Here is a 21,160-nt window from a genome sequence, read left to right as displayed (position 1 = left end):
ACTGACGTGGCCCAGCGCATCACCCTGAGCGACATCGCCGACCAGGCCGGTGTCTCGACGGCGACCGTCTCCCGGGTCCTCAACGGCAAGGCGAACGTCGCCGACGTCACACGCAGACAGGTGCTCGTGGCGCTCGACCTGCTGGGCTACGAGCGTCCTGAGACCGTGCACCAGGCCTCTCGCGGCCTGGTCGGCCTCGTCGTGCCTGAGCTGAGCAACCCGATTTTCCCCATGTACGCCCAGGAGATCGAACAGCTGCTTGCCGCAAGCGGCCACATCCCCCTGCTGTGTACGCAGACGCCGGGCGGCACCAGCGAGGACGAGTACATCGAGATGCTCGTGGACCGGGGCGTGGCCGGGGTCATCTTCGTATCCGGACGACACTCCGACACCACCGGTGACGTCTCGCGCTACCAGCGGCTGCGTGAGCGCGGCATGCCTCTGGTGACCATCAACGGCAACGCCCCGACCATCAAGGCGCCGGGCTTCACCACCGATGACCGTGCTGCCTCACGTATAGCCGTGGAACACCTCGTGAGCCTGGGGCACCGGCGTATCGGCCTGGCGACGGGCCCCACCCGTATGGTGCCGGCCCAGCGCAAGCGCGCCGGCTACCAGGACGCCATGCGCGCCCACCTGCCCGAGGAGCCGCTGCGTGTGGTCGAGCGTCTCTACACCTATGAGGGCGGGGCAAGTGCGGTCAGGGCACTGCTGGATCGCGGGTGCACCGCCGTGGTCTGCGGCTCGGATCTCATCGCGCTGGGAGCCATCCAGGGGGCGCGCGCCGCGGGTCTTCAGGTGCCGCGAGACCTGTCGATCATCGGCTACGACGACTCCCCACTCATCCCCATGACGGACCCGCCGCTGACCACCGTGCGCCAGCCGGTGACGGCCATCAGCCGGGCAGCGGTCACCAGCCTGCTCAACGCCATCGCCGGCGAGGAGGTGCCCGACACGGAGATGCTCTTTCTTCCTGACCTCATCGTGCGCGGCTCCGCCGGCCCCGCCCCAGCCGACTGCTGAGACTCTTCAGCGCCACCTCAGCGCCCGGCCCCACACTCCCGCCCATCTCCTCGGTTTGCTCTCGAACGTACGGCGATTCACTGTTGTGATGTCTCAGGACATTGGTGGCGTTTGGGGGTTGTTGCTGTGTGTGTCCAGTTCCGCCCCCTGGCGGGGCCGGGTGCCAGGCAGGCACGTGCCCCACACGACGCACACGACCGGCCTCGACGCTCATCCCGCCAGGAGGAACACGGCATGATCGCGGGAGCCCGGACGTCGGCGACCGGCACCGGCCACGGCTGGCGCCCGCCGCACGCACACCAGCACGGCGCAGGCGGGCGACGCAGTCAGAGCGCCCTGGAGGAGAATCCCGGTGATCACACCAGCACGGTGCACGCGGGCGCCGCGGGGCCCGGGGGTGGGGCTTGCACGCTCACACTTTTCGACACTCGTCGACAACGGCGCCATTCCTAGGGTTTGTCGACCGGTGCCCTCCAGCACGCCGACTCCCATGTGCACGAAGGCCGCCCACGCACATGGGAGCCCGGGCCACCACCGCAAACCCCAGTGCAACCGTTAACAACCGTCACATGAGCGTGCGAGCCCCCCTGCCGCCACCCTGCGGGGCACGCCCCAAGCCCCGCCAGCAGCCGGCCGCCGACGGATGCCGGCGCCAGGCTCAAACCGTCACGGGCTCAGCACGGCGGGGCGTGCCGGAGCACACCGCCACCACGACCAGCCAGAAACCCCACTCCCACAAACCCCCAGAACTGTCACCGATGCCCTTGAGGCAGAACCGCCACCAATGCCCCAAGACACCACAACAGCACAACACCGCACTCACCAGAGCAAACCGAAAAGTTCGGGGGCCGCGGGGGATTTAGCGTGACCAGGTGCGGGCCAGGCGCTGGCCCATTGCCTCCAGCCGTCCGACGATCGCCGACGACCCGCCCTCGTCCCAGGCAGGCTCCGCCGCTGTCGGCTGCAGCGCAGCGAGGGAGACGAGGCCGGCCTCAGCCAGCTCACCGCGCGGGATGAGGGACCGGCCGGTGACGAGCACGGCGGGCAGGGCACTGTGCACGGCGGCCTGTCCAACGACGGCCGGCACGCTGTCCGCGAGCACGTCGTAGGCCTCCCCCTGGGCCGTCACCAGCAGCTCCTGTCCACCAGCCTCGGCCTCAAGCCCCAGGAGACGGGCCATCACCCGGGCACCGGGAAGGCCGCGGGCGCCCAGGGCCCGCAGCACCATTGCCGCTCCCCCGCCTGCGCCGGTCCCCCAGGAGGAGACCGTGAGCGTGCGCTCCTGCGGCTGCTCGTCGGCACGGGGCACCAGCGCCCCCGAGCCCTGCCCGGCAGTGAGCCCGGCAATCAGCCGCGAGGCGGTGGTGCAGGCGGCGCGGTCACGCTCCTGCGCCTGCTCAGGCGTCATATCCGCAAGGCCACTCAGACCCTGCCCCGCGCCGGACAAGCCGCCAAGGGCAGTGCCGTCCGCAAGCGCAAGGACGACGTCGCGCCTATCCATGAGACCGCGCGCGGCCGCGGCGCCACCCAGGGCGTCGAGAAGCCCGGCTCCGCCGTCGTGAACAGCACTGCGGGCCAACCCAATGACGAGAGAGTCCCCCGGACTCGTGCACCGCAGCGCCCGGGCGACGGCGAGGCCGAGCCCGCTGGTGCTGCCCTCCAACGCCTCACGGGCGGCCACGGCCCCATCCTCAGGCAGGGGGGCGATGCCGGCGGCGTCGAAGAACCAGGTGCGGGCGACGGGCTCGCTGTCGAGGGGGCGTGAGCCCGCCTCAGGCTCAAGGAGGATGAGGTCGGCCTCGCGCGGCTCTCCCAGGGGGCCGGGCGCGGCGAGGACCTGGCGTGATCGCACTCGTCCCGCTGCCACGGCCCGGGCGCTGCCGGGGCCGCCGTCGGGCAGCGGCAGGAGGGTCAGCAGGTCTGCCGGGCGCGCGCGGGACCAGCCGGCGGCCAGAGCCCGGGTGACGTCACCGGCCCCGAGCCCGAGGCCGGGCAGGGCAACGCCCCGCGGCTCGGGGTGCATGGGCCCGCAGGCGAGCAGGACCCGCATCGCTCAGGCCCCCAGGCCGTCCGGGGTGTCCGCGGCCTCCAGGGCGCCACCCAGACGCGCCAGCAGCAGGGTCTCGGCGGCCACGACGCGCTCGAGGTCGCCCAGGTGCATGGACTCGTCCTCGCTGTGGGCGCGCGTGTCGGGGTCCTCGATGCCGGTGACAAGGACCTGCGCCTGCGGGAAGGTCTCCTGGAGGGTGGCGATGAAGGGGATGGAACCGCCCTGGCCGATGTCGACGCAATCCTCGCCGAAGGCCTCAGTCAGCGCCCAACGGGCGGCCTGGCCTGCGGGGCTGTCGGAGGAGCCGTCGAAGGCCGGCCCGGCCTCACCGGAGGACAGGGTCAGGCGGGCGCCGAAGGGCACATGCGCCTCAAGGTGCGCGCTCAGGGCCTCCAGGGCGGCCTGCGGGTCCTGTCCGGGGGCGATGCGCATCGACAGCCGAGCGGTGCATGAGGGGGCCAGGACGTTGCCGGCCACGCTCAGGGGCGTGACATCCATGCCGATGACGCTCAGGGCCGGCTTGGTCCACAGGCGGGCGGTGAGGTCCCCGGTGCCGGACAGCTCCACGCCGTCGAGCACACCGGCGTCGGCACGGAAGTCCCCCTCCGGGTAGTCGGGGAAGCAGTCGGCCGCCTGGGGGCGCGAGACGAGGCCCGCGACGGCGACGTCTCCGGACTCGTCGTGCAGGCTCGCCACGAGACGGCACATGCTGGTGACGGCGTCGAGAACGGGGCCGCCGTACTGGCCCGAGTGCAAGGCGTGGTCGAGCACGTCCAGGCGCACGTCCACGCCCACGACGCCGCGCAGGGACGTGGTGAGGGCGGGCACGCCGACCTTCCAGTTGGAGGAGTCGGCGACGACGATGACATCGGCCTCGAGCCGCTCGCGGTAGGTGGCGAGGAAGTTCTCGAAGGAGGGCGAGCCGATCTCCTCCTCACCCTCGATGAAGACGGTGACGGTGCAGGGCAGGGTGCCGTTACCCAGCTCGTCCAGCAGGCGCAGGGCGTGAACGTGGGTGATGACGCCGGCGCCGTCGTCGGCGGTCCCACGCCCGAAGAGGCGCTGACCGCGGACCTCGGCGGCGAAGGGGTCCGCCTGCTGCCACTGGGTGGGGTCGCCGACGGGCTGGACGTCGTGGTGGGCGTAGAGCAGCACGCGGGGGGCGCCGTCGGGACCCTCGCGGTGGGCCAGGACGGCCGGGCGGCCGGGCACGCCGTCGGGACCGGGGACGCTCAGGACCTCGGCCTCCAGGCCGGCGCCGCGCAGCAGGTCGGCCACATGCTCGGCGCTGCGGCGCACCTGGGTCTGGTCGTGGGAGGAGGCGGAGACGGAGGGGATGGCGACGAGCTCGGTGAGGTCGCGGACGATGTCCTCAAAGGAGGAGTGGACGAGGGAGCGCACGGCGTCAACGGTCAGCATGGTGTGCAGGGTAGCGCCCCCGAGCCGGTAGCCTGTGCGGGTGAACCTGTTCAAGAAGGACAAGGGCCAGGAGCCCGCACCGTCGCCTGCAGCCGTCGAGAGCACGAAGAGTGTCGGCAAGGGGCGCCCGACGCCCAAGCGCAAGGAGGCGCAGGCCCGGGGCCTGCACCCGGTGGTGCCCGCGGACCGCAAGGCCGCCAAGCGTGAGCAGCGTGCCCGGGAGGACGCCGCCTGGGAGCGTCAGCGCATGGCCATGATCACCGGTGACGACCGCTACCTGCCGGTGCGTGACAAGGGGCCGGTGCGTCGCTACATCCGTGACTACATTGACGCGCGCTGGTCCGTGGGCGAGCTCTTCCTGCCGGCCTCGCTGCTCATGCTGCTCATCATCGTGGGCCTGTCGATCCGTTCGACGACGATGATGGCGGTGATCTCCTTCTGGGTGCTCACCGCGATCTACGGTCTGTTGGCCCTGGCGCTGGTGGACGCGGTGTGGTGCTGGTACCGCGTGCGCGGCCAGCTGTACAAGAAGTTCGGGCGTGAGGAGGTGCGGGCCAAGGGCATGATCGCCTGGTACGTCCTGGGCCGCTGCTTCACGACCCGGCGCTGGCGCCAGCCCAAGCCTCAGGTCGGGCGGGGTCAGTTCCCCTCCTGATCAGCCCGCCCGTCTGGCTTGTGGGCCCGTCCACCCCGGTGGGCGGGCCCACCGCTGTGACGGCGCTGTCCTGGCGCGGGCCCACCATCGCGCCGATCGACAACCTGCATACAGCAGGACAACGTGCGTGCCGATGGATCACCGAAATCGCTCAAGCACGTTGTCCTGGGAGTGGCACGTTGTCTTGGGGCCGGCGTTGGGTCGTGCGGGGTTGGTGGGGTTAGTGGCCCATGGCTTCTTCGGCGTCGTCGGTCAGGATGGAGGTCAGGCGGATGAGGGTGAAGGGGGTGGAGGTCTCGGTGGTGGTGATGGTGCCGGTCACGGGTCTGGTGGTGCTCTGGCCGTCGATGGTGTAGGTGGCGGCCCAGGTGGTGGTCAGGCTGACGACGACGTTGTTGTCGCGTTTGTGGTAGCGGTGGACGACGCTCTGGTGGGGGTAGGGTCGGCCCGGGTCGGTGGTGGTGGTGCTGGTGCCGTCGCCCCAGCTCCAGGTGTAGGAGATGGGCGTGGCCACCACCGTGACCGTCGTGCCGGCGATGGTGGTGGTCAGGGTCCGGGGTGAGGGGTCGGTGTAGACGATCAGGTCCATGGTCACGATCACCTGGTCCCCGGGTGGCTGGCGCACCAGGCCCGAGCCGCCGACCAGCAGGGTGGACACGTCCGAGGCGGTCAGGCTTACGGGCGCGCCCTCGTCGGCCAGCGGGACGGCGGGCGCGGGCTCGCAGACCCGGCCGTGGTTCTTGGTGAGACCGACGACCCTGACCTCGTGCGTGGTCGGCGTGCACGTGCTCCAGACTCTGACAGCCGCCACAGCAGAGGACGGGGAGTCGGACTCTGGCTCGTAGTGCGTCGCCGACGCGGGCGTGTTCGTCAGAGAATGCAGCTCGACCACGACCCTGTTGTTAGCGGCGTTGGCCGTGTATTCGAGACTGTCGCCGTTGCCGTCCTCCTCGGCAGCCGCCGGTGCGCTCAGCAGGAGAAGGAGGGCCGCCATACCAGTGATCAGGACACGTGTCATGAGGATTTCCGAGATGTTCATGCCGCCTGTCCTTCCTCGACGAGCCATGACTGCCCTGTCCAGTGCACCTGGATGTACAGAGACGCCGTGTCGGGCGATGTCGCTGTGCTCCCGCCTACGCCGTCATGTTTCATGCTCGCCGGGTAGGAGATGGTCACAGCCACGACCCAGATGGTGTCGTCATCTTGGGAGGTGCCGTACTCGGTGACGGTGAGCTCGTGCTGCCAGGGGTCCCACCATCCCCCGCCCTGGTGCAGGCGGGTGACCCTGTCGCTGATGTTGCTGCAGTACTGGCAGTCCTGGGTACTCATGGCCTGCCAGGCGCTCAAGTCGCCTGTGGCGTGGACGTAGGGGTAGAGCGCCATGAAGTACTCGGCGGCGGCGATGGCGCCCTCGGGGGTGAACTGGTCGATGGTGGCGGGCCGCTCGGGTGCGGGCGTGGCCAGGGCCGCCTCGCGCAGGGCCTGCTCCTCAGCCGACAGCAGGCTTGACGATGTCGACGTCGACGTCGGCGTCGGCTCAGGCGTGAGCTCAGGCGTGGGTGTGGTGGTGGGTGGCCGGTAGTTGGAGGCCACCGACGTCTCCCACGGGTAGGGATCGCGCGGCCGGTGGCTGCTCCACCAGCGCGCCGCCCCGGCCCCAGCAGCAGCACACACCACCACGAGCACGACCATGAGCACCAGGAACCGCCGCCACGCACGCCGCGCCTGAGCAACGGCCTCGACGTCGTCGGCCTGCCCACCACGCACGTCAACGACCAGACCGCACGAGCCGGCCAAGCCGGCCAGGCCAGGCGAGTCGGCCACGCCAGCCTGGCCGGCCTGGCCGGGCTCGTCGGTCCTACCGTGCGGGTCGGGCCGCAGGAAACGAAGGCTCATCAGGGATCACCACCAGGGGGGAGCGTCAAAGAGAAAGAGGGACACCCGGGGGACACAAGGAAGGCACCATCGCCCCTGCCCCCGGGCCAGGAACACCCCGAGCCTAACCACGCCACCACCACAACCACCACCACAAACCCACCACCTGTGGACAACCTGCTACGTCGCGGCGGGTCGGGACCGATTGTGTCCCTGGCCAGCCACCTGTGGACAACCCAACCCCAAGGACCCACGCAGCGACCCACCCGCCGTCGGCCCAACTCCTCGCTTCGCTCTCGAACACCCCGGGGCTTTGCCGGACCTTCGAGAGCAAAACGAAGAGGTCGAGGCCGACGGAATGTGGGGCCGGCGTGCCTCACGTCCGTCGTCAGTACACGTAAAGTGGGGACATGGTCGCTTACCGCAATCTCGGCAGCTCCGGACTGCGCGTCACGGAGATCACCTACGGCAATTGGCTCACTCACGGCTCCCAGGTGGAGGCGGACACCGCTGTTGAGTGTGTGCGCACAGCCCTGGACCTGGGCATCACGAGTTTCGACACGGCGGACACCTACGCCAACACCAAGGCGGAAGAGGTTCTGGGGCGGGCGCTCAAGGGAGAGCGGCGCGACGGCCTGGAGATCTTCACCAAGGTGTACTTCCCGATCGACGCCAAGGGCGCCAACGACTCGGGACTCTCACGCAAGCACATCCTGCGGGGCCTGGAGGGCTCCCTGCGCCGTCTGGGCACGGACTACGTGGACCTGCTCCAGGCCCACCGCTTCGACGACTCCACCCCGCTGGAGGAGACGATCGGTGCCTTCGCGGACGTGGTGCACCAGGGCAAGGCCCTGTACGTGGGGGTCTCGGAGTGGACGGCGGAGCAGATCCGTGCGGGCCAGGAGCTGGCGACGCAGATGGGCGTGCGCCTGGTGTCGAACCAGCCGCAGTACTCAATGCTGTGGCGCGTCATCGAGGCCGAGGTGGTGCCGACCTGTGCTGAGCTGGGCATGGGCCAGGTCGTGTGGTCGCCGATGGCCGAGGGCGTGCTCTCAGGCAAGTACCTGCCGGGCGCCCAGCCTCCGGCGGGCTCGCGCGCGACGGACGACAAGGGCGGCAGGCAGATGATCGCCCACTGGATGGCCGAGCCCGTACTCACGGCGGTGCAGGGGCTGCGTCCGGTCGCCCAGGAGGCGGGGCTCACCATGGCCCAGCTGGCGGTGGCGTGGGTGCTGCAGAACCCCAACGTGTCGGCGGCGCTCGTGGGTGCCTCGCGCCCGGAGCAGCTGGTGGAGAACGTCAAGGCCTCGGGCGTTGTGCTGGGTCAGGACGTCATGGACGCCATCGACTCGGTGCTCGGCGAGGTCGTTGAGCGCGACCCGGGGCTCACCCGCTCGCCGTCGCGCAGGGCGGAGCAGGAGGCCGCGAACCGCGCCTGAGCACCAGGGCGGCCCCGGGTCCTCACCGGCCCCTCACCGGGCGCGGCGGGTGGTGGACAGGACGCGGTTGATGCGGCCCGGCCAGGCAGGGCCGTTGTAGATGAAGGCCGTGTAGGCCTGGAGTAGGTCGGCTCCGGCGTCGAGCATGAGCTCGGCGTCCATGAGCGAGGAGATGCCGCCGACGCCGATGATGGTCGGCTCCTCGCCCAGCCGGGAGCGCAGGCGGCGCACAACCTCGAGGGAGCGCGGCAGCAGCGGGGCGCCGGAGAGCCCTCCCTCACCGAGGTCGTGGTCGATGGTCGTGTTCGTGGCGACCACACCGTCCAGGCCCATGTCGAGTACGAGGTCGGCGACGGCGTCGACGTCCTCGTCGGCGAGGTCCGGGGCGATCTTGACCAGCAGCGGCACGTGGCGGCCGGCCGCGGCGTCCGCGGCCTCGCGCACGGCGACGAGGATGGGGCGCAGCGTCTCGACATTCTGCAGGGTGCGCAGCCCCGGAGTGTTGGGGCTGGAGACGTTGACCACGAGGTAGTCCGCCCAGCGAGCCACGCGGGAGGCCGAGTAACGGTAGTCCTCGACCGCGTCGGCCAGGTCAACGGCCTTAGTCTTGCCGATGTTGGCTCCGACGACGATGCTGCGGCCACGCACACTCGAGCGCAGCTCGCGCAGGCGGCGGGCGGCGGCATCCGCACCGTGGTTGTTGAAGCCCATGCGGTTGCGGATGGCGAGCATCTGCGGGTAGCGCCACATGCGTGGCTTGTCGTTGCCGGGCTGCGGCTGGGCGGTGAAGGTGCCGACCTCGACGAAGCCGAAGCCGAGCATGTCCATGGCCTCGACGACCTCACCCTCCTTGTCCATGCCTGCGGCCAGACCCAGGACCCCGGGCACGGGCCGGGCGAACGGACCTCCCTGGTTGGCACTGGGGACCGGGAAGGCCGGGCGGCGTCCGAAGGCCTGACGGATGACGTCGCGGGCGAAGGGAACCCGCTGAGCAACACTCAGGCCACGCACGACGACGTCGTGAATGACCTCGGGGTCGATGCGAGTAAGCACGGTCGAGTACAGCAGGTGGTAGAGCACGGCACCAGGGTACCCACGGTTACGCTGAGAGGGACCGGCGCGTCAAACGCCATCCCTCCGCGACGACTCGAGGCTCTCATGTCCTTCAATCGCGATATCAAGACCGACCCGAACCGGGTGTCGACCTCCGCAGGCTCCGGCCGACGGGGCGCGCTCGTCGGCGGCGGCTCGGTCATCACCGTGGTCGCCGTCCTGCTGCTCTCCCAACTCACAGGTATCGACCTCACCGGACTGCTCGACACCTCCTCAGGTGCCGGGCAGTCAGCTCCGGGCAACTCGGCCGTCTCACCCATTGACGTCTCGATGTGCACCTCCGGCGAGGCCGCCAACTCCTACACCCAGTGCCGGATGGTCTCGACAGCGGAGTCACTGGACGCCGTGTGGGGCGAGCAGCTCGCCGCACAGACCGGCACCGCTTACGCCAAGCCGGACTTCCACCTGTGGGACGGCGCCCAGATCAGCACGGCCTGCGGGACAGCCTCCTCCGCCGCTGGGCCCTTCTACTGCCCGGGCGACTCCACCGTCTACCTCGACATGAGCTTCTTCAGCCAGATGACCTCGACGCTGGGTGCCGCCGACACACCGCTGGCGGAGGAGTACATCGTGGCCCACGAGTTCGGCCACCACATCCAGAACCTCCTGGGCACGATGCGCAGCGCCGACCGCTCCGGGACCGGTGCGACGAGCGATTCGGTGCGCCTGGAGCTGCAGGCCGACTGCTACGCCGGGCTGTGGGTGCACTATGCGTCCTCCACCGTGGACCCCGACACCGGGGTGCCCTTCCTCGTCGAGCCCACCCAGGCGCAGGTGCATAGCGCCATTGACGCCGCCGAGGCCGTGGGCGACGACCACATCCAGGAGCGTTCAGGCGTCGGGGTCAACGCGGACTCCTGGACCCACGGTGCCTCCGAGCAGCGCGTGCGCTGGTTCACCGTCGGCATGCAGCAGGGCTCGGTGCAGGCCTGTGACACCTTCGCGGTGGCCGACACCGACCTGTGAGCCCGCCCGACCACGCCCTGTCCTCAACCCATGCGCGTCGCCGAGCTTGCCGCCCTGACCGGCACCACCGTCCGCGCCGTCCGCTACTACCATCACCTGGGTCTGCTGCCGGTGCCGGCCCAGCGGGCTGGCTGGCGGGACTACGACCTCAGCCACGTGGCCCGGCTCTCGCGGATCCGCTGGCTGGCGCAGGCCGGCGTCCCGCTGGAGGCCGTCGGCCGCGTGCTTGACGGCACAGCCCCTCCCACCGGTGCTGAGGCGGGCACGGGCACTGACACAGGCACTGACACAGGCACTGACCCGGGCACCTCGTCGTCCCTCTCCCCTGAGGGCGCCTGCCAGGGCGCCGTCGTCGACGACCTGAGTACTGCCCTGGCCCGGGCCCGGGAACACCTGGCCGAGGTGACGCGACAGCGCGGGGGTGAGTACCCGGGTCCTTGAGGTCCCGGACGCGCCCCGCACGCTGCCCGAGGACCTCGATCTGCTGGTGCTGGCCGCCCCCACTCACAACCGGCGCCTGCCCTCGGCCGTCAGCCGGGCCCAGGCGGCCAAGCGTGGCGCCCCGACGCCCCCCTCGACCGGGATCCGCGAGTGGCTGGACGCGGCAACGATCCCACCTGCGGCGCGCCTCGCGGCCGCCGACACCGTCACCGGGCGCAGCTGGTTGAGCGGGTCAGCCGCCAAGGACGCCGCCAAGCGGCTCCACCGGGTGCACGGCCGGGTGGACGTGGCCTGCCACAGCTTCCTCGTCTCCTCGTTCCAGGGGCCCCTGGCCGACGGCGAGCAGGCGGCGGTGCGCGCCTGGGGGCGCACCCTGGTCCAGGGGCTGCCCGGCCAGGACGCGCGCTGAGGCACTGCACCCCGCCTAGACGTTGAAGCCCAGCGCCCGCAGCTGCTCGCGACCCTCGGGGGTGATCTTGTCCGGGCCCCACGGCGGCAGCCACACCCACTGGATGCGCACGTCGTCCGCAATGAGAGCCAGAGCCTGGGCGGCCTGCTCCTCGATGACGTCGGTCAGCGGGCAGGCCGCCGTCGTCAGCGTCATGTCGAGCACGACGGTGCCGTCCGGCTCGATGTTGACGCCGTAGAGCAGGCCGAGGTCGACGACGTTGATGCCGAGCTCGGGGTCGATGACGTCGCGCAGCGCCTCCTCGATAGCGGCGACGTCGACCTCAGCGGGGGCGGCGGGCACGTGCTGGGCGGCCATCGGGTTGTCGGTCCCGACGGGTCCCGGGGCGGTGGTCTCACTCATGGGTTCTCCTCACGGTGGTGGTCTATGGGCAGTATGGCGCAGGCCAACCCGAACGGTCAGGGGCGCTCACGCGCCGTCGGCCTCCGGCAGGGCGGCACCGGCCTGGGCGAGGGCGTCCTTGAGCGCCATCCACCCCAGCAGGGCGCACTTGACGCGGTTGGGGTACTTCGCGGTCCCCTCGAAGGCGGCGGCGTCCTCCAGGTCGTCGAGGATTGCCTCGTCCACGCCCCTGCCGCGCGAGTGCATGAGCGTGTTGAACTCCCGCTCCAGGCGGGCGACCGTCTCAAGGTCCGCACCGTCAACGAGGTCGTGCATGATCGAGATCGAGGCCTGGGAGATGGAGCAGCCGTCCCCCTCCCAGCCGACGGCCTCGACGCGCCCGTCCACGATCCTGATACCGAGGGTGACCTCGTCCCCGCAGGTGGGGTTGACCTGGTGGGACTGGGCGTGCGGGTCGGTGAGCGCGCCGGCGCCGTGGCGCTCGCGTGAGTGGTCGAGGATGACCTGCTGGTAGAGCTGATCGAGGTCGTTCATGCTCACCTTCCGAAGTAGGAGCGGACGGAGTCAACGGCCTGGAGGAAACGGTCGATCTCCCCGGGGGTCGTCGTCGGCCCGAAGGATACGCGCGAGGAGGCGTGCACCCCGAAGGCGGCGTGGATCGGCTGGGCGCAGTGGTGCCCGGTGCGCACCGCCACGCCCGCGGCGTCGAGCACCTGCCCGACGTCGTGCGGGTGGACGCCGTCGACGGCGAAGGCGACAACACCCAGCCGGTCAGTGGTGTCCGTGGGACCCAGGACCCGCACCCCCGTGACGGTGGCGAGCCCGTCCAGGACCCGCTGCGTCAGGAGCTGCTCCCCCGCGTGCAGGCGCTCCAGCCCCAGCGAGGCGAGGTAGCCGACGGCGGTGGACCAGCCGGCGGCCTGAGCCAGGGGCTGGGAGCCGGCCTCGAAGCGGGCGGGGCCCGACATGTAGGTCGAGGACTCCATGGTGACGGCCTCGATCATGGAGCCGCCGGTGAGGACCGGGGGCATGGCCTCGAGCAGCTCCTCGGTGGCCACGAGGGCACCGATGCCGGTGGGACCGAGCATCTTGTGGCTGGACAGGACCATGGCGTCGACTCCGGCGGCGCTGAGCGCGGCGAAGTCGAGGGGCACATGCGCGCCGGACTGGCAGGTGTCCAGCAGGACCAGGGCGCTGACGGCCCGCGCGGCCGCGAGGACGTCATCCAGGGGGGTGAGCGCGCCGGTGACGTTGGAGGCATGTGTGAGCGCGATGACGCGGGTGCGCTCGGTGACCACGCGGGACACCGCCTCGACGCTGGCATCGACGCGCCCGTCCGGGGTGAGGTCGAGCCAGCGCAGGCGCGCGCCGGTGCGAGCGCACAGCTCCTGCCAGGGCACGAGGTTGGCGTGGTGCTCAGCGCGCGAGACCACCACCTCGTCGCCCTCGCCCAGGATCAGGCTGCGCGCGGGGTCCCCGGCGTCGGCTCCGGCGCCGCCGCGGGCGGCGGGACGCCCCGCACTGGCGTGGGCGATGGCCAGGGACACGAGGTTGACGGCCTCGGTGGCGTTCTTGGTGAAGACGATCTGGCTCGCGCGCGCCCCCACGAGGGCGGCGACGTCCTCGTGGGCGTCATCCCAGGCGGCCGTCGCCTCGTCGGCGATCTGGTAGGTGGAGCGGCCCGCGGCACCGTTGCTCATCCGGTAGAACTCGGCCTCGCGCTCGATGACGCAGGCCGGTTTCTGGCTGGTGGCGCCCCAGTCGAGGTAGGCGAGCTCGAGCCCCCCGCGCGCGGGGCGGGTGAGATAGGGGAAGTCGGCGCGCACGGCGGCGACCTCGGCCTCGGTCAGGGGTTTAGCTGCGCTTGGCTGGCTCATGGACGTGGTGCCTCCACTGGTGGTCGGGCCGAAGGTGCGCGGGACCGGAGGTGCCGGACCCGGGCGTTAAGGGACGGGCCCCTCAGGTGGTCCGGGCCGGGAGGACGGCCTTCTCCCGGCCCGGACCTCATGCGAGGAAGCGGTCGTAGCCCTCCTCCTCCAGGCGGTCGGCGAGCTCGGGCCCGCCCTGCTCGGCCACGCGGCCGTCAACGAAGACGTGCACGTGGCTGGGCTTGATGTAGCGCAGGATGCGCGTGTAGTGGGTGATGAGGAGGAAGCCGGCGTCGGAGGTCTCGTGCAGGCGGTTGACGCCCTCGGCGACGATGCGCAGGGCGTCGACGTCGAGACCCGAGTCGGTCTCGTCGAGCACTGCGAAGCGGGGCGCCAGCAGCTCCATCTGGAGGATCTCGAAGCGCTTCTTCTCGCCGCCGGAGAAGCCGGTGTTGACGTCGCGCTGGGAGAAGGACTCGTCCATGCGCAGGCGCTCCATGGCGCCCTTGACCTCGCTGACCCAGGAGCGGACCTTGGGGGCCTGGCCGTCGATGGCCGTCTTGGCGGTGCGTAGGAAGTTCGCGACGGTGACGCCCGGGACCTCCACGGGGTACTGCATGGCGAGGAACAGGCCGGCGCGGGCGCGCTCGTCAACGCTCATCTCGAGCAGGTCGACGCCGTTGAGCAGGACCTGGCCGTCGGTGATCTCGTAGTCGGGGTGGCCGGCGATGGAGTAGGCCAGCGTGGACTTGCCCGAGCCGTTGGGGCCCATGATGGCGTGGACCTCGCGGGAGCCGATGGTGAGGTCCACGCCCTTGAGGATCGGCTTGGGGCCGTCGTTGGTGGCAACCTGGACGTGGAGGTTTGTGATCTCGAGAGTGCTCATCATTCGCTTTCGGTGTGAGGGGTGACGTCAGGTGGTGCGGGCTCAGGCCTGCTCGCGGGCCTCGATGAGGCCGGAGAGCTCGAGCTCCTTCTCGATGGCCGCCATGAGGGTCTCCTCAACCTCGGGCACGCCGATCTCGGTGACGATCTCGTTGAAGAAGCCCAGGACGACGAGGCGACGGGCCTCGACCTCGGGGATGCCGCGGGCTCGCAGGTAGAACAGCTGCTCGTCGTCGAAGCGGCCGGTGGCGCTGGCGTGGCCGGCGCCCTCGATCTGGCCGTTCTCGATCTCGAGGTTGGGGATCGAGTCCGCCTTGGCTCCCTCGGTGAGGATGAGGTTGCGGTTGAGCTCGTAGGTGTCCGTCCCGCGGGCGGCGGCGCCGATGAGGCAGTCACCGACCCACACGGCGTGGGCGCCCTCGCCCTGGAGCGCCCCCTTGTAGGTCACGCGCGAGTAGCAGTGGGGCTCGGTGTGGGCGACGTAGGGGCGGTGCTCCTGGTGCTGGCCGGCGTCGGTGAAGTAGACGCCGAAGGCCTCGATGTGCCCGCCCTCGCCGTCGAAGCCCAGGTCGGAGCTGATGCGCACGTCGCCGCCCAGGGAGACGACGACGTGCTTGAGCGTGCCGCCGCCGTGCACGCGCACACGGTGGTTGGAGGCGTGGACGGCCGCGTCCTGCCAGTCCTGCACGGTCACGAGCGTGAGCTCGGCCGTGGGCTCGACGACGACCTCGACGCTCTGGGTCAGGGCGGCGGTGCCGGTGTGGGACAGCACGACGGTGCCGCGTGAGCCCGTGCGGGCGGTGACAAGCAGGTGGGAGGCGGCGGGGCGGATGAAGCCCTCGCTGCCGGGCTCCTCATGGCCGACGGTCATCACGCGCACGGCGCGCTCGAGCTCGGCGCCCTCGTCGAGGCTGATTCGGGTGGCCGTCTGGAAGGCCGCCCAGGCGACGACGCCGGTGCGGTCGGAGGGTGCCCCGACGGTGCCCAGGCGGGCGTCGCCGCGGTCCACCTCATCGACGGTGACGCCGGCGGGGGCGTCGACGTCGACGCTCACGGAGCCGGTGGCGGTGCCGGACGTGACGGCCTCGAGGTCGAACAGGGGGCGGAAGCGCTTGATCGGCGTGAAACGCCACTCCTCCTCGCGCCCGCGCGGGACAGGGATCGCGGCCGGGTCGAAGGAGGTGGGGCGCTCGGCGCGGGAGGAGGCATAGCGGGCCTCGGGGGCGCCATGGGAGTGGGCGCCGTCAAGGGCCGCCCGGGAGTGGTCGGTGGACAGTGGCATGGACTGTGCTCCTTGGCCAGGATCGCTGGCGGGTCGGTCGGGTAAGTCGGTGGGAGGGTCCGGTGGCGTCAGCCGACCGAGTTCTCCATCTGGAGCTCGATGAGCCGGTTGAGCTCAAGGGCGTACTCCATGGGCAGCTCTCGGGCGATCGGCTCGACGAAGCCGCGCACGATGGTGGCCATGGCTTCGGTCTCGGTCAGGCCGCGCTGCATGAGGTAGAAGAGCTGGTCCGCACTCACCTTGGACACGGTGGCTTCGTGGCCCATCTCGACGTCGTCGGTACGCACGTCGACGTAGGGGTAGGTGTCGGAGCGGGAGATCTCGTCCACGAGCAGGGCGTCGCACAGGACGTTGGACTTGGAGTGGCGGGCGTTCTTCATCACCTGGACCAGGCCTCGGTAGCCAGAGCGTCCCCCGTGGCGGGCCACGGACTTCGAGACGATGTGGCTTGAGGTGTGGGGGGCCATGTGAACCATCTTGGCGCCGGTGTCCTGGTGCTGGCCGGCACCGGCGAAGGCGATGGACAGGGCCTCGCCACGCGAGTGGGGTCCCATGAGGAAGACGGCCGGGTACTTCATGTTGCGCTTGGAGCCCATGTTGCCGTCGATCCACTCCATGGTGGCGCCCTCGGCGCAGGTGGCGCGCTGGGTGACGAGGTTCCACACGTTGGTGGACCAGTTCTGGATCGTCGTGTAGCGCACGCGGGCGTTCTTCTTGACGATGATCTCGACGATGGCCGAGTGCAGGGAGTCCGAGGAGTAGATCGGCGCCGTGCACCCCTCGACGTAGTGCACGTAGGAGTCCTCGTCGGCGATGATGAGGGTGCGCTCGAACTGGCCCATGTTCTCCGTGTTGATGCGGAAGTAGGCCTGGAGCGGGATCTCGACGTGGACGCCCTTGGGGACGTAGATGAAGGAGCCTCCGGACCACACGGCCGTGTTGAGGGCGGCGAACTTGTTGTCGCCGGCGGGCACGATGGTGCCGAAGTACTCCTTGACGAGCTCGGGGTACTCCTTGACCGCGGTGTCGGTGTCAACGAAGATGACGCCCTGCTGCTCCAGGTCCTCGCGGATCTGGTGGTAGACGACCTCGGACTCGTACTGGGCGGCGACGCCGGCGACGAGCCGCTCGCGCTCGGCCTCGGGGATGCCGATGCGGTCGTAGGTGTTCTTGATGTCCTCGGGCAGGTCGTCCCAGGAGGTGGCGGGGCGGTCCGTGGCGCGCACGTAGTACTTGACCGAGTCCATGTCGAGGTCGGACAGGTCCACGCCCCAGGAGGGCATGGGCTTGCGCTCGAAGATCTCGTAGGCCTTGAGGCGCTTGGCGAGCATCCACTCGGGCTCACCCTTGATGGCGGAGATCTCCCTGACGACCTGCTCGTCCAGCCCGCGCTTGGCGTTGGCGCCGGCCTCGTCGGAGTCGTGCCAGCCGAAGTCGTACTGCGTCGAGATCGAGTCGATGATCTCGTCGTCGGTGGGACGCGGCTTCTCGGTCGTGGGTGCGGTCATCGGGTTCCTTCCGTTCGCTGGGGCCGGCGGCCCCGCGTGTCAGATGCGGCCGCCCTCACGGCGCGCTTGCGCAGTGCGGGCATGGCAATGGGGACGTGGGTGGTGCACACGTGCGCGCCGCCGGCCAGGGTGGCCAGGCGCTGGACGGGCACACCGAGCAGCCGGGCGAAGGCCTGGGTCTCGGCGTCGCACAGGGCGGTGAACTGGCCGGCGACCTCGCGCACGGGGCAGTGCCCCTGGCAGAGCTGGACGGCGAAGGAGCCGTCGCCGACATCGCGGATGGAGGCGGCGTAACCGTCGAGGGTGAGGGCGTCGGCCAGTGCCTTGGCGCGGTCGGAGGGGTCCTTGCCCGCGGCCTCGACGACGGGCATGTAGCGGCGCTCGAGGTCTCGTCCGCGCACGGCGGCGAAGGAGTCGACGGCCTTCTGGCCGGCGACCTGCTCGAGGTAGGACAGGGCGCGGTTGGCGATGTCGGAGTAGCCCTCGGCGAAGGAGGTGTGGGCGCCCGGGGTGGCGACGTAGTGGCGCGCGGGGCGTCCACGTCCGCGCTTGCCCAGGGCTGCGGGGGCGCGGACCTGGATGTCGCCGCTGTCCTCGAGGGCGGTGATGTGCCGACGCACGGCGGCGGGCGTGAGGGTGAGGACCTTGGCGAGCTGGGCGGCGGAGACCGGCCCCCTTTCGACGATGAGGTCGAGGACCTTGGCCCGGGTGGGCTCGTCATCGATCTGCCTCATGGCCGCTCCTCCCTGGTGTCACGTGCGGTGCCCGGGCGGCCGGTCGCGGACGCCCACTAGCGGAATCCACTTTAGCCAAGAAGTGTCTTCCGATATTCAGTGAGGGCACGTTCCGAGACAGAAAGTGACGTGGTGTCCAGCACGCTTACCAGCAACAGGTGAGACTTATGGCAAGTGAGTCTCATGCAGGAGCGTCCTACCAGTTGAGATGGTCCGGGCGCCCAGGCACCAGCGGACCGCCCAGACGCGTGGGTGGGCCCGACGTCGACGCGTCAGGCCCACCCGCGCCCTGGACAGGGCACTACGACGGCGATCAACCCTGCCCCGTCAGGACGACCTCCTCCCAGGGGATCGGGTCAGGAGCGATCCCCCTGAAGACGCCGTCGGCACCGTCGTCGAAGGCACTGAGGACCCACTGGCCGTCCCGCAGCTGCACGATCTGGCCGGCGTACAGGTGCGTGGGCTCGACGTAACGGGCGCCGTCGATGTCCCAGGGGCCCAACGGCCCCTCCCCCTCGGCCACCCACACCGTTCCCGGGCACGGATCGGCCTGCATGTCCTGCCCGCACGAGAAGACCAGGACGTGACGCCCACCCACGGTACGTGACTGGCTCACCTCCAGGTGCCCGAAGGGGCCGGGGGCAGTCAACGGCTCGCACACCTGCCAGTGGTCGAGATCGTCGGACACGGCGTGGCCGATAACCCCGGCGTGCAGCCTGTCCACGCCGCGAGCGCGCGCGGTGATGAGCATGTGCCAACGGCCCTCGTGCTCGAAGACGAAGGGATCACGCCAGTGCTCGTCGTCGGCGCCGTCGGAACCGAGCGTGGCGTACCAGCGGGGATCGGCCTGAAGCGGCCGCGGGCACATGCGCCTGAAGGTGATGCCGTCCTCGGAGTCGGCCCATCCGATGCGCTGGACCTGGCCCCGGTCGCCATGGCTGATGCCGGTGTAGAAGACCCGCATCGTGCCATCGGGCTTGATCACGGTTGAGCCGGTCCAGATCGCCTTGTCATCCCACGAGGGACCGTCCGAGTGCACGAGGGCGTCAGGAAGCAGGGTCCACGTGCGGGCGTCGTCGGAGATGGCGTGGCCCATCGAGGCGCGCCAGTGACGCAGGTCCGGGTCATGTAAGGCTCGCGAGGCCCGCAGGAAGAACAGGTGGTATCGCGAGCCGTCGTCGACGAGCCAGTGATCCCACAGCCAGTGATCGGGCATGGAGAACGCCATGGTTGATCCTTTCTCAGCCCTTGACCGCCGTGCCCGCCAGAGACTGCACGAAGGAGCGTTGGAAGATGATGAACAGGATGAGCATCGGCAGGGTGATGAGGGTCCCGTAGGCCATGATCTGGCCCCACACGGGGTTGAGCTGGAAGAAGTACTGCATGCCGACGGACACCGGGCGCAGGCTCTCCTCCTGCACGACCATGAGGGGCCACAGGTAGGAGTTCCAGGCGGGCAGCATCATGATGATCGCCACCGTCGCGAAGGTCGGCCCGGACAGCGGCACGATGATCCGGCGGTAGATCGTGAACCAGCCTGCGCCGTCGACGCGGGCGGCCTCGTCGATCTCCTTGGGGATGTCACCGAAGTGCTGGGCGAAGAGGAAGATCGCCAGGGCGTTGGCCACGTAGGGCAGGATCTGCACCTGGTAGGTGTTGAGCATGCCCTGCTTGACGAGGAAGCCGTCGACCACCCACTGGATGGAGGGCATCTTCGCGACCCAGAAGACCAGCGGCACGGCGATGGTCTCGAAGGGCACCATGAGCGTGGCGAGCACCAGTGACAGGACGACGTTCTTGCCCTTCCACCGCATCCGGGAGATCGCGAAGCCGATCATCGAGTTGACGATGAGCCCGAGAAGGACGATGCACACCGTGACGATGATGCTGTTGGTCAGGAACTGGGCGGCCGGGACCCGGTTGAAGACGCCCACGTAGTTGTCGATGGTCAGGTCGCCCACGGGCAGGAAGGCGCGCAGCGACCCCAGGTCGGCGAAGATCTGCCGGTCGGGCTTGAAGGACGAGAAGATCATGAACAGCAGGGGGAAGACCGCTGCCGCGGCGGCCACTGTCAGACCGATGTAGGTCAGCACCACGCGGCGGCGTCGCGTGGCGGCGCGGCCACGGCGGCGGCCCGCGCGGCGGTCGGTGGGGGCGGTCTCGGGCGGGGCGCCGAGGGTTGTGGAGGTGTCAGGAGTCATGTCAGTCCTTGTCCCGTGTGAGTCGGCGCTGGATGAGGCTGATGGTGAGGACGGCGAGGAAGAAGATGAGGGAGATCGCGCTTCCGTAGCCCATGTCCTGCTCCCGATAGCCTTTGCGCACCGCGTGGTAGACGAGGGTCGAGGTGGCGTCCTGGGGGCCGCCGGAGGTCATGACGTCGACCTGGACGAACAGTCCCAGTGCCGCGATCGTGATCGTCACGAGGATGAAGACCATCGTCGAGTGCAGTCCCGGCCAGGTGACGTACCGGAAGCGCTGCCAGCCGTTGACACCATCGAGGTCCGCGGCCTCGTACAGGGCGGGGTCGATACCCTGCAGGCCTGAGAGCCAGATGATCATGTGCAGGCCGACCCCCTGCCAGACCGACAGGATGATGATGGCGGGCATGGCGGTGCCGGGGTCGTTGAGCCAGGCCACGGCGGTCCATCCCCCGCCGGTCAGGGTGTTGAGCACGGAGTTGAACAGTCCGTCGTCCTCGTAGAAGAAGCTCCACAGGATCGACACGACGACCATCGACGTGACCACCGGCATGAAGATCATCGTGCGGAAGACCGTGACTCCCGTGACCTTCTGGTTGACCAGAACCGCCAGCGCCAGCGCCAGCAGGGACTGGCAGGGCACGACGACGACGGCGAAGAAGGCGGTGTTGAGCAGGGAGCGGATGAAGGTCGGGTCGTGTGCGAAGGCGCGCACGAAGTTGTCCAGGCCGATGAAGGCCGGAGGGTTGGGCGAGATGAGTCGAGTGTTGGTGAAGGACAGCCCGAAGGTCAGGAGAATCGGGATCCCCATGAAGAGGAGAAGAAGGATGAGCGCGGGCGAGCTCATGAGCCAGGCGGTGCGCGCTTCCTTCCTCGTCGCTGAGGAACGCCCC

20 protein-coding genes and 1 pseudogene are annotated in these 21,160 nt (G+C 70.0%); 6 read left to right on the top strand and 15 right to left on the bottom strand.

All coding sequences use genetic code 11. From position 1 onward, the window contains the following. Window positions 1-6 precede the first annotated feature (6 nt). Entirely contained in the window at window positions 7-1,023 is a 1,017-nt protein-coding gene (locus ID810_RS05510; RefSeq protein ID WP_166858712.1) for a LacI family DNA-binding transcriptional regulator, read from the top strand. An 859-nt stretch (window positions 1,024-1,882) separates the two neighbouring features. Here ID810_RS05510 and ID810_RS05505 read toward each other — a convergent pair. Beyond that, window positions 1,883-3,073, bottom strand: coding sequence for a glycerate kinase (locus ID810_RS05505; RefSeq protein WP_166858721.1), 1,191 nt, complete (start codon window positions 3,071-3,073; stop codon window positions 1,883-1,885). A gap of 3 nt (window positions 3,074-3,076) precedes the next feature. Beyond that, on the bottom strand, window positions 3,077-4,492 hold the full coding sequence (locus tag ID810_RS05500; protein WP_166858723.1) for a dipeptidase: 1,416 nt from the start codon (window positions 4,490-4,492) through the stop codon (window positions 3,077-3,079). A gap of 40 nt (window positions 4,493-4,532) precedes the next feature. Between ID810_RS05500 and ID810_RS05495 the strand changes: the two genes are divergently transcribed. After that, window positions 4,533-5,147, top strand: a complete 615-nt coding sequence (locus ID810_RS05495) for a DUF3043 domain-containing protein (RefSeq protein ID WP_166858726.1) — start codon at window positions 4,533-4,535, stop codon at window positions 5,145-5,147. A gap of 220 nt (window positions 5,148-5,367) precedes the next feature. Here ID810_RS05495 and ID810_RS05490 read toward each other — a convergent pair whose 3' ends face one another. Together ID810_RS05490 and ID810_RS05485 are read right to left on the bottom strand one after the other, a co-directional pair. Continuing rightward, window positions 5,368-6,186 (bottom strand): zinc transporter, encoded by an 819-nt coding sequence (locus ID810_RS05490; RefSeq protein ID WP_166858728.1) that lies wholly within the window; start codon window positions 6,184-6,186, stop codon window positions 5,368-5,370. Then, on the bottom strand, window positions 6,183-7,043 hold the full coding sequence (locus ID810_RS05485; protein ID WP_166858730.1) for a DUF6318 family protein: 861 nt from the start codon (window positions 7,041-7,043) through the stop codon (window positions 6,183-6,185). Before ID810_RS05485 ends, ID810_RS05490 begins: the two co-directional genes overlap by 4 nt. 389 nt (window positions 7,044-7,432) lie before the next feature. Here ID810_RS05485 and ID810_RS05480 point away from each other — a divergent pair, with 389 nt between their 5' ends. Beyond that, entirely contained in the window at window positions 7,433-8,461 is a 1,029-nt protein-coding gene (locus ID810_RS05480) for an aldo/keto reductase family protein (protein ID WP_166858732.1), read from the top strand. A gap of 33 nt (window positions 8,462-8,494) precedes the next feature. Here the strand turns inward: ID810_RS05480 and ID810_RS05475 are convergent, their stop codons facing one another. Continuing rightward, on the bottom strand, window positions 8,495-9,541 hold the full coding sequence (locus tag ID810_RS05475; protein WP_166858734.1) for a quinone-dependent dihydroorotate dehydrogenase: 1,047 nt from the start codon (window positions 9,539-9,541) through the stop codon (window positions 8,495-8,497). Between the two features lie 78 nt (window positions 9,542-9,619). Between ID810_RS05475 and ypfJ the strand changes: the two genes are divergently transcribed. The 3 genes and pseudogenes from ypfJ (at window position 9,620) to ID810_RS05460 (ending at window position 11,390) form a co-directional block, all read left to right on the top strand. After that, window positions 9,620-10,540, top strand: a complete 921-nt coding sequence (gene ypfJ, locus ID810_RS05470; RefSeq protein ID WP_166858735.1) for a KPN_02809 family neutral zinc metallopeptidase — start codon at window positions 9,620-9,622, stop codon at window positions 10,538-10,540. 30 nt (window positions 10,541-10,570) lie between these two features. Then, window positions 10,571-10,771: pseudogene (locus ID810_RS12815) on the top strand (MerR family transcriptional regulator); the annotation flags it as partial. Between the two features lie 190 nt (window positions 10,772-10,961). Next, the gene (locus ID810_RS05460; RefSeq protein WP_166858740.1) at window positions 10,962-11,390 is read left to right on the top strand and encodes a flavodoxin; all 429 of its coding nucleotides are present in this window, start codon (window positions 10,962-10,964) and stop codon (window positions 11,388-11,390) included. A gap of 15 nt (window positions 11,391-11,405) precedes the next feature. Here ID810_RS05460 and ID810_RS05455 read toward each other — a convergent pair whose 3' ends face one another. The 10 genes from ID810_RS05455 to ID810_RS05410 form a co-directional block, all read right to left on the bottom strand. After that, the gene (locus tag ID810_RS05455) at window positions 11,406-11,792 is read right to left on the bottom strand and encodes a metal-sulfur cluster assembly factor (protein WP_166858742.1); all 387 of its coding nucleotides are present in this window, start codon (window positions 11,790-11,792) and stop codon (window positions 11,406-11,408) included. A 66-nt stretch (window positions 11,793-11,858) separates the two neighbouring features. After that, a complete protein-coding gene (gene sufU / locus ID810_RS05450; protein WP_166858744.1) occupies window positions 11,859-12,326 on the bottom strand; it encodes a Fe-S cluster assembly sulfur transfer protein SufU in 468 nt (155 codons plus the stop codon). 2 nt (window positions 12,327-12,328) lie between these two features. Continuing rightward, window positions 12,329-13,669: an aminotransferase class V-fold PLP-dependent enzyme gene (locus ID810_RS05445; RefSeq protein ID WP_166858746.1), complete on the bottom strand. Its 1,341-nt coding sequence runs from the start codon at window positions 13,667-13,669 to the stop codon at window positions 12,329-12,331. A 127-nt stretch (window positions 13,670-13,796) separates the two neighbouring features. After that, complete coding sequence (gene sufC, locus ID810_RS05440) at window positions 13,797-14,546, bottom strand: Fe-S cluster assembly ATPase SufC (protein WP_166858784.1); 750 nt, start codon at window positions 14,544-14,546, stop codon at window positions 13,797-13,799. A gap of 42 nt (window positions 14,547-14,588) precedes the next feature. Further along, window positions 14,589-15,827: a Fe-S cluster assembly protein SufD gene (sufD, locus tag ID810_RS05435; protein ID WP_166858748.1), complete on the bottom strand. Its 1,239-nt coding sequence runs from the start codon at window positions 15,825-15,827 to the stop codon at window positions 14,589-14,591. Between the two features lie 68 nt (window positions 15,828-15,895). Beyond that, complete coding sequence (gene sufB / locus ID810_RS05430) at window positions 15,896-17,335, bottom strand: Fe-S cluster assembly protein SufB (RefSeq protein WP_166858750.1); 1,440 nt, start codon at window positions 17,333-17,335, stop codon at window positions 15,896-15,898. Next, complete coding sequence (locus ID810_RS05425; protein ID WP_166858752.1) at window positions 17,332-18,069, bottom strand: helix-turn-helix transcriptional regulator; 738 nt, start codon at window positions 18,067-18,069, stop codon at window positions 17,332-17,334. The genes sufB and ID810_RS05425 overlap by 4 nt, the downstream gene beginning before the upstream one ends. Window positions 18,070-18,382: 313 nt before the next feature. Next, window positions 18,383-19,297: a glycoside hydrolase family protein gene (locus ID810_RS05420; protein WP_166858754.1), complete on the bottom strand. Its 915-nt coding sequence runs from the start codon at window positions 19,295-19,297 to the stop codon at window positions 18,383-18,385. Window positions 19,298-19,310: 13 nt separating this feature from the next. Further along, window positions 19,311-20,270, bottom strand: coding sequence for a carbohydrate ABC transporter permease (locus tag ID810_RS05415; protein ID WP_166858756.1), 960 nt, complete (start codon window positions 20,268-20,270; stop codon window positions 19,311-19,313). A 1-nt stretch (window position 20,271) separates the two neighbouring features. Beyond that, window positions 20,272-21,114: a carbohydrate ABC transporter permease gene (locus tag ID810_RS05410; protein WP_188232634.1), complete on the bottom strand. Its 843-nt coding sequence runs from the start codon at window positions 21,112-21,114 to the stop codon at window positions 20,272-20,274. Window positions 21,115-21,160 lie beyond the last annotated feature (46 nt).

This window comes from Actinomyces respiraculi, assembly GCF_014595995.2.
Classification (GTDB): domain Bacteria; phylum Actinomycetota; class Actinomycetes; order Actinomycetales; family Actinomycetaceae; genus Actinomyces; species Actinomyces respiraculi.
This window is presented reverse-complemented; position numbering and strand designations above follow the sequence as displayed.